We start from the raw sequence: 12,609 nt of genomic DNA on the forward strand, positions 1-12,609 counted from the left end.
CTAAGATAGCCAGACGGATGTGCGCGGCATAAGCCGCCGCTGTCTGAGGAAGCAGCGTAATCACAGCCGCTTATCGCGCGCGGCCCCCTCCCGCCAAGCCCACGCGCCGATTTCCATTGTGCGGCGTGGTTAATAGATATATTCCTATCCAATAGGAAATTCTTCCGAGTCGCGGCCAGCCCATGTCCGACATTCTCACCCACGCCCAGATCTGGGCGGCGATCGACGCGCTTGGCGAGCGTTATGGCATGACGCCGTCGGGCCTGGCGCGAAAGGCCGGCCTCGATCCGACGACCTTCAATCGCTCGAAGCGCGAAACGTCGAGCGGGCGCCAGCGCTGGCCCTCGACCGAATCGATCGCCAAGGTGCTGCAGGCGACGGGCGCCGGACTCGATGAATTCATGTCGCTGGTGACGGCGAACAGCGCCGCGGGCCGGCTGCGTCATACGCGGCCGCTGATCGGCCTGGCGCAGGCCGGCGTCGGCGGCTTTTTCGACGATGCGGGCTTCGCCACCGGCGCCGGCTGGGACGAGATCGACGTGCTGGCCGAAGCCGACGAACATTCCTACGCGCTGGAGATATCCGGCGACTCCATGGCGCCGCTCTATCGCGATGGCGATGTGGTGATCGTTTCGCCCTCAGCGCCGGTGCGTCGCGGCGACCGCGTGGTCGTGAAAACCACCTCGGGCGAGATCATGGCCAAGGAGCTGAAGCGTGAGACGGCGCGAACCATCGAGCTGCGTTCAGTCAATCCAGCCTATCCCGACCGCACGATTCCTCGCGACGAGATCAGTTGGATGGCCCGCATCCTCTGGGCGAGCCAGTAACGTGTGACGCTTAGTCGCTTCCGATCCATTTACCCTCGCGTGGATGCAGCCGTGCTATAACGCCCAACCTCTTACGCCCGCTTCCATCCAGGTGAATGCCGCCATGCGTCTTTCTTTGATCGCTTCTCTTGTCGCGTTGCTTATTGGCGGCCCGGCGTTCGCCGACGCCAGCCTCAGGGATAAGGCGAAAGAGCTGTTCCAGCCGATTCCTACAGCGCCGCCGGCGATTCCTGGCGAGACGGCGACGCCGGAAAAACTCGCGCTCGGCAAAATGCTCTACTTCGAGCCGCGTCTTTCCGAAACGCATGATGTCAGCTGCGCGGACTGTCACAATCTGAGCATGGGCGGCGTCGACGGCGGCAAGCTCTCGGGCGGCCACAACGCGCAGCTCGCCGGCCGTGAGGTGCTCACGGTGATGAACGCCATTTTCAACAAATCCCAATATTGGGATGGCCGCGCCGCCGATCTTGCCGACCAGGTGGTCAATTCGGTGATGGCCAATCCAAAGGCGATGTTGAAAACGCGCGGCGGCCCCATGCCGATCAATCCGACGGAACACGCCGCTGCAAAGCAACGCGCCGTGGAGCAATTTAAGAGAATCCCCGATTACGTCGCAGCCTTTAAGCAGGCCTTTCCCGAGCAGAGCGATCCCGTCGCTTATGACAATATCGGCCGCGCCATCGCGCTCTTCGAGGCGACGCTGATCACGCCCGACGCGCCTTTCGATCGCTGGCTCAAAGGGGACGAGAAGGCGCTGTCGGAATCGCAGAAGGAGGGGCTGAAACTCTTCATCGATAAGGGCTGCGCGACCTGCCACAACGGCGTCAATGTCGGCGGCGGCATGTATGCGCGTTTCGGCGTCGTCAAACAGCCAGCGCCCGACTATCTGCCGCCGGACGATTTGGGCCGGTTCGCGGTCACCAAGGCGATCGCCGACAAATACGCCTTCAAGGTTCCCTCGCTTCGCAACGTCGAACTGACGGCGCCCTATTTCCACACCGGCGCGACCTTCGATCTGAAGAAGGCCGTGGCGGTGATGGGCGAAAGCCAACTCGGCGCCGAACTCAGCGCGGACGAGACCGAAAAGATCGTCGCCTTCCTGGATTCGCTGACCGGGCGCCAGCCGCAAGTGGTCCTGCCGATTCTGCCGCCGCGCACCGCTCCTTAAGCGAACGCGCGTTGACGGTCAGGCGGCGGCGCTCGCGGTCCAACGCAGCACCGGCTTTCTCGCCGCGAGCGCTTCATCGACGCGTCTGCGCGGCGCAAGACGCGGCGCCGGGGTAAAGCGCGCGACTTCGCCGGCTTTGGCGCTTTGCGCAAGATCGCGCAGCGTCGCGATGAAGAGATCGAGGGAAGCCTTCGATTCCGATTCCGTCGGCTCAATGAGCATGGCGCCATGCGCGACCAGCGGGAAATAAATCGTCATCGGGTGATAGCCCTCGTCGATCATCGCCTTGGCGAAGTCGAGCGTCGTCACGCCGGTTCCGCGCAGCCAGGCGTCGTCGAACAGCACTTCATGCATGCAGATGCGGTCGCTGAAAGGCTGAGTCATCACATCGCGCAAAGACGCGCGGACATAATTCGCCGCGAGCACAGCGTCTTTCGAGGCCTGCGCAAGCCCGTCGGCGCCATGCGCGAGCATATAGGCGAGCGCCCTTACGAACATGCCCATCTGACCATGGAAGGCGGTCAGTCGGCCGAAGCTCTCCGTCCCCTCAGCGTTCTCAACAAGCTCCAACGAGTCGCCATTACGTCGAATGAACGGCACGGGCGCGAAGGGCGCGAGGCGTTCTGACAGGACGACCGGTCCGGCGCCTGGACCGCCGCCGCCATGCGGCGTCGAGAACGTCTTGTGCAAATTTATGTGCATGGCGTCGATGCCGAAATCGCCCGGCCGCGCGACGCCGGCGATGGCGTTGAAATTGGCGCCGTCGCAATAGAAATAGCCGCCCGCCTCGTGGATCGCGTCGGCGATGTCGACGATCTCGCGTTCGAACAGCCCGCAGGTGTTGGGGTTCGTCAGCATGATCGCCGCGACGTCGGGGCCGAGCGCGTCCCTCACGGCCTGCGCGCGCACCGTTCCATCGGGCGCCGCGGGTACGACGCGCACCGAAAATCCAAGCAGCGCCGCCGTCGCTGGATTGGTGCCATGCGCGGACTGCGGAATGAGCACGACATTGCGCGTTGCGCTTTCGCCCTTGGCCGCGATCGCGGATTTGATCGCCATCATGCCGCAGAGCTCGCCATGCGCTCCCGCCTTTGGCGACAGCGCCACCGCCTGCATATTGGTGAGCGTCATCAGCCAGTCGGCGAGAGCCTGCATCAGCTCCAGCGCGCCATGAGCGGTCGATTGCGGCTGCAGCGGATGAAGATCGGCGAAGCCTTCATAGCGCGCGATCTTCTCATTGCTGCGCGGATTATGCTTCATCGTGCAGGAGCCGAGCGGATAGAGCCCGGCGTCGATCGAATAATTCTTGCGCGACAGCCGCACATAATGGCGCATCGTCTCCGGTTCGGTGAGTCCTGGAAGACCGATCGAGGCAGTGCGCTCGAGCGCGCCGAGCCGCGTCGCGAACGGCGCCGGATCTTCGATGTCGACGCCGGTCGCGTCAGTCCGGCCGATCTCGAAGATCAGCGGTTCTTCCTGATCGAGTCCGCGATTGCCGGTGAAGGTCGCGGGCGTTCTGTCGGCGTCGAGCGGTTCGACGGCTGCGGGTCTGTCGAGCATCAAAGCGACTCCTTCAGCACCGAGACAAACGCGTCGCGATCTTCATCCGTGTTGACTTCGGTGCTGGCGACGATGAGGAGATCGTCGAGGCCGGCGCGCGGCAAAAGCCGGGAGACGGGAACGCCGGCAAGAACCCCGCGCGCCGCCATTTTTTCGACGAGCACGGCGGCGTCGCCCGCGAAGCGAAGCGTAAACTCGTTGAAGAAGGTCTCGTTGAGAACCTCGACTTTTGGAACGTCAGCAAGCATCTGCGCGAGCAAAACCGCATTGGCATGATTGACGCGCGCGAGCCGCGTCAATCCTGCTTCGCCAAGCAAGGTCAGGTGAATGGTGAAGGCGAGCGCGCATAGGCCGGAATTGGTGCAGATATTCGAAGTCGCCTTGTCGCGCCTTATATGCTGTTCGCGCGTCGAAAGCGTCAGCACATAAGAGCGTCTGCCATCGGCGTCGACGCTTTCGCCGGCGAGTCGGCCTGGCGTCTGCCGCAGGAATTCATGCCGCGTAGCGAAGAGCCCCACATAAGGCCCGCCGAAATTGAGCGCATTGCCGATCGACTGGCCTTCGCCGACGACGATGTCGGCGCCCATCGCGCCCGGCGATTTGAGGAGACCGAGCGACACGGCTTCAGTGAAGACGGCGACAAGAAGCGCGCCGTTCCTGTGGCAGGTTTCAGCAATCTTCGTTAGATCGCGCAAATTGCCGAAGACGTCTGGCGTCTGCACGACGACGCAAGAGAGGGTGTCGTCAATTCGCGCGATGAGATCTTCGACGGCGCGAATGTCAGGCGCCATCGTCTCGACTTCGTCTTCGGCGAGGCGCGAGATGGTTCGGATGATTTCGGCGTAATGCGGATGCAGCCCGCCCGAGAGCAGCGCCTTGCGTCGCTTCGTGATCCGATGCGCCATGAGCACGGCTTCGGCAGTCGCGGTCGACCCGTCATACATGGAGGCGTTGGCGACTTCCATGCCTGTCAGCAGAGCGACCTGGGTCTGGAACTCGAAGAGATATTGCAGCGTGCCTTGCGAGATTTCAGGCTGATAGGGCGTGTAGCTCGTCAAGAACTCCGAGCGTTGAATGAGATGATCGACGCTTGCGGGAATGTGGTGCTTATAGGCGCCGGCGCCGACGAAGAAGGGCGCGCGCGACGCGGGAACATTACGTTCGGCAAGCTTCGCGAAGAAACGCTCGACGTCGAGCTCAGACTTGCCTTTCGGCAGATCGAGCGGCGCCTTTAACAGCGTCTCGGCCGGCGCGTCGGCGTAGAGCGCTTCGACCGAGGGAACGCCGATCGTCGCGAGCATCGCGCTTCGGTCGGCCTCTGACAGCGGATGATAGCGCATCATTCTTTTCCTTGCGCTTAAAGCGTCTTCAGGAAGCTTGAATAGGCGGCGTCGTCCATCAGCGAAGCGCATTCGCCAGGATCGCTGACCCGCAGTTTGACCAGCCAACCGCGTCCGAGCGGATCGTCGTTGACGAGCGCCGGCGTTTCGCCGAGCTCCGGATTGACTTCGACGACTTCGCCGCTGACCGGCGAATAGACTTCGCTCGCGGCCTTCACGCTTTCGATCACGGCGATTTCCTTGCCCTTCGCGACTTGCTTGCCAACTTCGGGCAATTCGATGAAGACGATGTCGCCGAGCTGCGACTGCGCAAAATCCGATATGCCCAGCGTCGCGACGTCGCCATCGAGGGCGACATATTCATGATCCTTGGAGTAGCGGAGATCGCTCATCTCGCGTCCTTTCCAACCGGCGTTTTGAAGTAGCGATGCGTGACGAAGGGCAGGGCCGCGACGTCGACCTCGATGGGTTTGTCGCGTAGCGTCGCCGATAGAGTCGCGCCGACGTTGGCGTGATTGCTGGCGACATAGCCCATTGCGATCGGACGCTGCAGTGTCGGGGAAAAGCCGCCTGACGTCACATGACCCACAGTTTCATTGTCGGGTGCATAGAGCTGCGCGCCTTCGCGCAGCGGCGCCTTCGTCTGCGGAAGAAGCCCAACACGCATGCGCGAAGGACCCTGTTCGAATGCCAGCCGAATGCGCTCGAAGCCGGGAAATCCGCCTTCGAGTCGGCGGCGCTTGCCGATCGACCAGCCGAGTCCCGCTTCGACAGGATCGATCGTTTCATCGAGGTCGTGGCCATAGAGCGGCAGGCCCGCCTCGAGACGCAGGGCGTCGCGCGCGCCAAGGCCCGCCGGGGCGACGTCCTCATGCGACAGCAGGAGGCGCGCAAGGTCTTCCGCATGTTCGGCGCGCAGCGACAGCTCGAACCCGTCTTCGCCAGTATAGCCGCTGCGGGACACGAAAAGCGGCGCGCCGCCAAAGTCGAAGGCGCGCCAGCTCATGAAAGCAAGGTCCTCGGCGCCGGGGAGGAGGGCGCCGAGGACCGCAGCCGCGCGAGGGCCCTGGAGGGCGAGCAGCGCGCGGTCTAAAGGATTGAAATCGAATGGCCGCAAAGTCTCCCGGATGAGCGCGAAATCGGTTTGCTTGCGCGCGGCGTTGACGACGAGCAGCAGCCGCTCTTCAACGCCCGGCAGTCGCGTCACGAGAAGATCGTCGAGAATGCCGCCGTTCTCGTTGAGGAGCTGCGTATATCGCGTGCGTTCCCGTGGGAGCGAGATCAAGTCCGCCGGCGCGAGGCTTTCGAGCGCCCGCGCCACGCCGGCGCCGGCGAGGATCGCCTGACCCATATGCGAAACGTCGAACAGGCTTGCACAACGCCGCGTATGCAGCGTCTCGGCGACAATGCCCGCCTCGTATTGCAGCGGCATGTCGTAGCCGGCGAAAGACGCCATGCGCGCGCCAAGCCGTCGATGCAGAGCATCGAGCGGAAGTTTGGCGAGCGCGTGAGGCGCAGCGGTTGCGACGTCGAGTTGGGTCAACTATCAACTCCGGTAGACATGGAAGGCGCAGCAAAGCCGAACTTTGCAGCGCGCCCCCTCTGTCCGGTGACCTGAGAGATTTCCCTGCGCCGAAGCGTCAGGTTACGCCCTTCGGTGGGCGAAACGCTTACGCGCTTCGCCGCTTTCCAGAGTTAGTGCCTCGTCGCGGTCCTTTGGCCTGAGCGTTTCCGGGGCGGTTTCGCCTTCGGCGCCGGCGCAAGCGCCGGTCTCTCCCGCGATGAAGTTCGACCTGCCATCAAAATGTGGGCGATTCGCGCAATCGTCAATCCCAAGGGTTGCGCGTTTTTCTCGCAACTGGCCTGTAGCGCTTAGTCCGTTTGCAACGCGCGCTCAATGGCGCTTAGGCGCCCGCATGCGATAGACGCCGTCGTCATCTCGCTCGAAGGTCTCGTCGACCTGCGGATGACGAACCGGCCTGTTGCTGTCGTCGGGCAGCAGGTTTTGCTCCGACACATAGGCGACATATTCGGTTTCGGCGTTCTCGGCGAAGAGATGATAGAAAGGCTGGTCCTTACGCGGACGCAGTTCTTCCGGAATCGAAAGCCACCATTCCTCGGTGTTGGCGAAGACGGGATCAACGTCGTAGATCACGCCGCGAAACGGATAGCGGCGATGCTTGACCACTTGGCCGATAGCGAATTTGGCGATGTTCTCCCGCGCCATTCGAAAGCGCCCCTAACACGCTGTTTACTTGTCTTTTACTAGCGCAGGCGCCGCGCGGCCGTCAATTGCGGCGCGCCGCCGCAAGCAGGCTTAGAAGCCGTAGATTCTGGCAAAGTCGGCGTCTTTGGCGGCGACCTGTTTGGCGAGGTCGACGACGACCTTACATTGTTTCCATGTGGCGTCGTCCTGCATCCGGCCGTCGATCATGACGGCGCCGGTGCCGTCCGGCATCGCTTCGAGCACCCGCTTGGCGAAGGCCACTTCCTGCGGATCGGGCGAGAAGACTTTCTTCGCGATGGCGATCTGAGAAGGGTGCAGCGACCAAGCGCCAGCGCAGCCGAGCAGAAAGGCGTTGCGAAACTGCGCCTCGCAAGCGGGCGCGTCGGAGAAGTCGCCGAAGGGACCGTAGAAGGCCTTGATGCCGGCGGAGGCGCAAGCGTCGACCATCTTGGCGATCGTATAATGCCAGAGGTCTTGCTGATAGGAGGCGCGCAGGCCCTGGCCGGGCTCGGCGTCGGCGATCACTTTATAGTCCGGATGGCCGCCGCCGACTCTTGTGGTCTTCATCGCGCGAGAGGCGGCGAGATCGGCCGGCCCGAGCGAAATGCCATGCATGCGCGGCGAAGCGGAAGCGATGGCGTCGACATTCTTCACGCCTTCCGCCGTCTCCAGAATTGCGTGAATGAGGATCGGCTTCTTGACGCCGTGCCGCGCTTCGAGCTGCGCCAGGAGTTGGTCGAGATAGGCGATGTCCCAGGGACCCTCGACCTTGGGCAGCATGACGACGTCGAGCTTGTTTCCGACCGCGCCGACGATTTCGATCATATCGTCGAGCGCCCAGGGGCTGTTGAGCGCATTCATGCGCGTCCACAGGCCCGTCGAGCCGAAGTCAGTCGATTTAGCCATTTCGATGAAGCCGGCGCGGGCCGCTTCCTTGGCGTCGGCCGGAATCGCGTCTTCGAGATTGCCGAGTACGACGTCGAGTTGTTTGACGATCTCAGGAACCTTGGCGCGAAATTTTTCGAGATGCGGCGGCACGAAATGAATCATCCGCTCGACCTTGACGGGCGGTTCGCGCAGAGGCGTGGGAGCGCCGATGGCGAGCGGACGGTAGAATTGATTGGGAAGTTTCATTCGGTCGCAACTCCGGCGAAAGCTGCGTCGAGTTAAGCCAGATGCGTTGGCTTGGCAATGGCGCGATCTGTCACGGCCTAGAGGCGTTCAGCCGGCGACCGCGTCCCAGAGAAGCTTCACGTTGAGCACGATGATCGCGGTCGCGATGATCGCGGCGAGCGCGGTCGTTCGGCGGGGCGCGACAAGCTCGCCCATGACGCTGCGCTGCGCCGTGAAGGCGACGAGCGGCACAACGGCGAAAGGCAGAGTCACGCTCAGCGCCACCTGGCTCAGAACAAGCAGCTGCGCCGTCGCGGATTCGCCGGCGTAAAGCGTTACGCCGATCGCCGGCGCGATGGCGATGCAACGGGTAATGAGGCGTCGCGTCGCGGGCTTCATCCGCAGCCGCACGAACCCTTCCATCACGATCTGGCCGGTGAGGGTGGCGGTCACCGTGGAATTGAGGCCGCAGGCGATCAGCGCCACGGCGAAAAGCGTCGCGGCTATGGGCTGTCCGAGCAGCGGCGCGATCAGCCTGTAGGCCTCGCCAAGCTCCGCGACTTCCGTATGGCCGGTTGCGTGAAAGACCGCCGCCGCGAGAACGAGTATGGCGCCGTTGACGAGCAGAGCGAGAAGCAGCGCCAGCGTGCTGTCGATCACTGCGAAGCGAATCGCCTCGCGCTTCTTTTCGAGAGGTTCGGCGACGGCGCGCGTCTGGACGACGAAAGAGTGCAGAAAAAGATTATGCGGCATCACCGTCGCGCCGAGAATGCCCAGACCGATGTAAAGCATCTCGGGATCGGTGAAAAAACGGCGCGTTGGAATGAGTCCTGCCGCGACCTCAGCGAAATCGGGGCGCGCCATGATGAGTTGCGCAGTGAAGGAGAAGGTGATGAGCCCGAGCATCGCGATGACGAAGAGCTCGATCTTACGGAAGCCGACGCGCTCCAGCGCGAGCACCAGAAAAGTGTCGAGCACCGTAATGAGAATGCCGATCGCGAGCGGCAGGCCAAACAGCAATTGCAGGCCGATGGCGGTGCCGATCACTTCGGCGAGGTCTGTCGCGAAGATGCCGACTTCTGCAAGGAGCCAGAGCCCGACGGCGGCCGGAAAGGAATAGTGCTTCCGGCAGGCCTGAGCGAGGTCCAGTTCCGCGCCGACGCCGAGCCGCGCCGCAAGCGATTGCAGCACGATCGCCATCAGGCTCGACAGCACGGCGACGAACAGCAGGGCCGTGCCGAACTTAGAGCCTCCAGCGAGTGCCGTCGCCCAATTGCCGGGGTCCATATAGCCGGTGGCGACGAGATAGCCGGGACCCAGAAAAACGAAAAGACGCCGAAGAAACGCGCCGCCTTCAGGAACATGCACCGATCGGCGCATGTCGCCGCGCTGCGGAACAGGAGTTTCGGCGGTCGTCGCTGGCGTCACATTTGTCTCCATGGCGTCGCCGGCGACGGCCGGACATGGATTGCTCGAGAAGAAGTTTTCGCCTTACGGCGTTCCTTTGTCACGCATGTAAATCGCGCAGTTAAAATTTCATGCGCGGCCAGAGATGGATGGCGCCCAAGACAGCTTGCCGCACGCGGCAATATTGTCCAAGCTCGGCCGTCGCTATGCAATCGCGCCAATTGCTTTGTCGCATAGGCGCGCGATCTTTTTTTGATCCAAAGTTAAACAACGGAGCTTGCGATGTTCCAATTGACGATCCCGATCAGCTCGGAAGGCGGACATCCGAGCTTCTTCAATAACGTTCCAGATCCTGTGACCTCGGGCAAAGAACTCCCGACGTTCAAATTCGAACTCGAAAAATCTCAAGGACGCGTCGACGGCGCGAGCTATGGCAAGGAAGCGACCGTCGCGCAGCTCCCAATCTCGAAGGATATCGCGGGCGTCTCGATGCGCATGGAGCAGGGCGTCATGCGCGAGCTTCATTGGCATGCGACGGCGGCGGAATGGGGCTTCGTCACCGAAGGCCGCGTGCGCACGACCGTCATCGACCCTGCGGGGCGCTCGGAGACCAATGATTTCGAGCCTGGCGATCTTTGGTATTTCCCGCGCGGCCACGGCCATGTCATCGAGACGTTGGGAACGGACATGTGCCATTTCGTTCTCGTCTTCGATAATGGCTACTTCTCCGAATTCGGCACGTTCAGCATCAGCGACTGGATCGGCCACGCGCCCAAAGAGCTGCTCGCGAAGAATTTCGGCGTGCCGGCGTCGACCTTCGATAGTTTCCCCAAGCAGGAGGTCTATTTCGCGAGAGGCAATATTCCGCCCGAAGTTCCGGCGCGCCCGTTGCAGGGTTGGAAGCCGCCGCCGCTCACTCATAAATACAGCCTTCTGTCGCAGAAACCCTTCGAGACATTCCCCGGCGGAATCGAATGGCGGGTCGATGGGTCTCAGTTCCCGATTTCGACAACGATGACGGGCGTCGTTCTCGAAATGGAGCCGGGCGCGCTTCGCGAGCTGCATTGGCATCCGAACGCTTCGGAATGGCAGTATGTATTGAGCGGCCAGCTGAGCGTCACGCTCTTTGGGTCAAAGGGGCGCTGGCGCCAGGAGACTCTGTCGAAGGGCGACGTCGGCTATATTCCGCAGGGCTTCGGCCATTCGCTCGAAAATGTGGGAACCGACACCGTGCGCGTGCTTATCGTCTTCAACAACGCGCATTATCAGACGATCGATCTCTCGCAATGGATCGCCGGCAATCCGACCGACATTCTCGCGACGAATTTCGGCCAGGACCCGTCGGTGTTCGAGAAATTCCCGCGCAGTGACGTCTTCATGACGAAGTAGCGAGAGAGGCTCGCCGGCGAGCCTCTCTACACGCTGACTTTGCGCAGCAGCGCCTCGAGCCCTTCGGGGAAAATGAGATCGTGGGAGAAGGCGATCTCGTCGGCGCTCCACCAGCGCCAGCCGAGCACGTGAATCTTTTCCTCCCGAGTCAGGTCGCGAGGCTCGGGCGCGAAGCGTTCGGTTCGAATGAGATAGTAGCGCTCGACGGCCTGATGCCAGTCGTCGCCCATTTCCATCGGAAATTCGCGCGTCGCGACGACCGGACCTGGATCGAGAACGGTAAGCCCCGTCTCCTCATAAACCTCTCGGCGCAGCGCCGATTCGAAGCTTTCGCCTTCCATGACCGCGCCGCCGGGCGTGGCCCAAAAGTGATGATGTCCGAGCGCAAGAAAGTGCGGCGTCAGACCGCCGGCGTAGCGCATCAGCAGGACGTCATTGTCCTGATCGACGATCAGCGCGCGGGCGGCTTCGCGCCGAGGGAGCGTGCGGCCGTCCCATGGCGCGGCGACTTCGGCGCGCCCTTCCGGCGTCGCCCAATCGACGAGCGACCATTTCCCGTCCTCATAGGCGATCCAATTCGGCGTGGCGTTCATGACCGGATGTTCGCGCCTTTCGTCGAGCTTCTTGCCGGCCGCGAGGCGCCAGGCGATATCGAGCACGCCGGCATGCGCGACGACGAGCACGGTCTTGCCCACGCTCTCCTTGGCGATCTGGGTCAAGGCCTTGCGCACCCGCTCGGCGAAATGTTCGAGCGTCTCGCCTTGCGGCGCGGCGAAATCCGGTTTGCGCGTCAGATAATTCGGATAAATGTCGGCATGGGTCGCCTGCACTTCGGCGTGCGTGTGTCCTTGCCAGACGCCGTCGTCCTTCTCGCGCAAGGCCGGCGTCTTGGCGACATCGATCGCCCGCGCGCTGGCGATCGGCGTCGCAGTGGCGAGCGCACGGCGGAGATCGCTTGAATAGACCCGGTCGAAATGCGCGCCGGCGAGCTCTTTTGCTAAGGCGGCCGCCTGGGCGCGGCCGCGCGCATTCAGCGCAATGTCGAATTGGCCCTGAAAGCGCCTTTCGATATTCCAGTTGGTTTCGCCATGGCGTACGAGACACAGAAGCGTGCGGGACATATCGTTTCGGATTTAAGGCGCAGGGGCCGCTGTGCAAACCGCCTCTCGCCTACGTGAGCGGCGCCGGGCGTTCTAAGGCGTCGACGTGCAAAAGTCAGTCCTGCTTTCGTGGCCCCGCGGCGAATAACCGCGGGCGCCGCGCTAATGTCTTAGGCCGGTGGTGAACTCGCCGCTCCGCAGTCTCGCAGGCAAGCCTTCCGCGAAGGCGGCGACGGCCTCCTCGCCATAGGTCGCCACCAATTCGCGCAAGGCCGCCGAAAGCGCGGCATGCGCAAAGGAATCGCCTTCGATCCCGGCGAGAATGGCCTCAGCGAAGGCCTCGGTGACATAGGCGAGGGCGGCACGCTGTTGTTCTGCGCCCGAGTCGCAAAGCGCGGCGACGTCAAATTGGTTCATGGGGCCACTTTAAAGAAGCCGCCCGCGCTGCGCGAGGCGACGCTCGCCGGAAGGTTAATTC

General features: G+C 62.7%; 12 protein-coding genes and 1 riboswitch. Of the genes, 3 read left to right on the forward strand and 9 right to left on the reverse strand.

Translation table 11 applies throughout. From position 1 onward, the window contains the following. Positions 1-182: 182 nt before the first annotated feature. Together FEV16_RS09345 and FEV16_RS09350 are read left to right on the forward strand one after the other, a co-directional pair. The gene (locus tag FEV16_RS09345; protein ID WP_138167353.1) at positions 183-827 is read left to right on the forward strand and encodes a helix-turn-helix transcriptional regulator; all 645 of its coding nucleotides are present in this window, start codon (positions 183-185) and stop codon (positions 825-827) included. A gap of 103 nt (positions 828-930) precedes the next feature. Next, positions 931-1,995 (forward strand): cytochrome-c peroxidase, encoded by a 1,065-nt coding sequence (locus FEV16_RS09350; RefSeq protein WP_138167354.1) that lies wholly within the window; start codon positions 931-933, stop codon positions 1,993-1,995. A gap of 18 nt (positions 1,996-2,013) precedes the next feature. Here the strand turns inward: FEV16_RS09350 and gcvPB are convergent, their stop codons facing one another. From gcvPB to FEV16_RS09385, 7 genes are all read right to left on the reverse strand, one after another. Further along, on the reverse strand, positions 2,014-3,555 hold the full coding sequence (gcvPB, locus tag FEV16_RS09355; RefSeq protein ID WP_138167355.1) for an aminomethyl-transferring glycine dehydrogenase subunit GcvPB: 1,542 nt from the start codon (positions 3,553-3,555) through the stop codon (positions 2,014-2,016). Continuing rightward, on the reverse strand, positions 3,555-4,895 hold the full coding sequence (gcvPA, locus tag FEV16_RS09360; RefSeq protein WP_138167468.1) for an aminomethyl-transferring glycine dehydrogenase subunit GcvPA: 1,341 nt from the start codon (positions 4,893-4,895) through the stop codon (positions 3,555-3,557). The genes gcvPB and gcvPA overlap by 1 nt, the downstream gene beginning before the upstream one ends. Before the next feature lie 17 nt (positions 4,896-4,912). After that, a complete protein-coding gene (gene gcvH, locus FEV16_RS09365) occupies positions 4,913-5,287 on the reverse strand; it encodes a glycine cleavage system protein GcvH (RefSeq protein ID WP_138167356.1) in 375 nt (124 codons plus the stop codon). After that, the gene (gcvT, locus tag FEV16_RS09370; protein WP_138167357.1) at positions 5,284-6,438 is read right to left on the reverse strand and encodes a glycine cleavage system aminomethyltransferase GcvT; all 1,155 of its coding nucleotides are present in this window, start codon (positions 6,436-6,438) and stop codon (positions 5,284-5,286) included. Before gcvT ends, gcvH begins: the two co-directional genes overlap by 4 nt. A gap of 156 nt (positions 6,439-6,594) precedes the next feature. Next, positions 6,595-6,684, reverse strand: a riboswitch (glycine riboswitch). Between the two features lie 105 nt (positions 6,685-6,789). After that, entirely contained in the window at positions 6,790-7,122 is a 333-nt protein-coding gene (hspQ, locus tag FEV16_RS09375; RefSeq protein ID WP_138167358.1) for a heat shock protein HspQ, read from the reverse strand. 90 nt (positions 7,123-7,212) lie between these two features. Beyond that, positions 7,213-8,256, reverse strand: a complete 1,044-nt coding sequence (locus tag FEV16_RS09380; protein ID WP_138167359.1) for a CoA ester lyase — start codon at positions 8,254-8,256, stop codon at positions 7,213-7,215. 87 nt (positions 8,257-8,343) lie between these two features. Further along, positions 8,344-9,675: an Nramp family divalent metal transporter gene (locus tag FEV16_RS09385; protein WP_138167360.1), complete on the reverse strand. Its 1,332-nt coding sequence runs from the start codon at positions 9,673-9,675 to the stop codon at positions 8,344-8,346. Between the two features lie 249 nt (positions 9,676-9,924). Between FEV16_RS09385 and FEV16_RS09390 the strand changes: the two genes are divergently transcribed. Further along, positions 9,925-11,031 carry a cupin domain-containing protein gene (locus FEV16_RS09390; RefSeq protein ID WP_138167361.1) on the forward strand — a complete coding sequence of 369 codons (1,107 nt, stop codon included), beginning with the start codon at positions 9,925-9,927 and terminating at the stop codon, positions 11,029-11,031. A 26-nt stretch (positions 11,032-11,057) separates the two neighbouring features. On the opposite strand, the gene FEV16_RS09395 is transcribed toward FEV16_RS09390, so the two are convergent. Together FEV16_RS09395 and FEV16_RS09400 are read right to left on the reverse strand one after the other, a co-directional pair. After that, on the reverse strand, positions 11,058-12,152 hold the full coding sequence (locus FEV16_RS09395) for a histidine phosphatase family protein (RefSeq protein ID WP_138167362.1): 1,095 nt from the start codon (positions 12,150-12,152) through the stop codon (positions 11,058-11,060). A 141-nt stretch (positions 12,153-12,293) separates the two neighbouring features. Then, a complete protein-coding gene (locus tag FEV16_RS09400; protein ID WP_138167363.1) occupies positions 12,294-12,548 on the reverse strand; it encodes a hypothetical protein in 255 nt (84 codons plus the stop codon). Between the last annotated feature and the right edge of the window lie 61 nt (positions 12,549-12,609).

Origin of the sequence: Methylocystis sp. B8 (assembly GCF_005771425.1) — a bacterium.
GTDB lineage: Bacteria > Pseudomonadota > Alphaproteobacteria > Rhizobiales > Beijerinckiaceae > Methylocystis.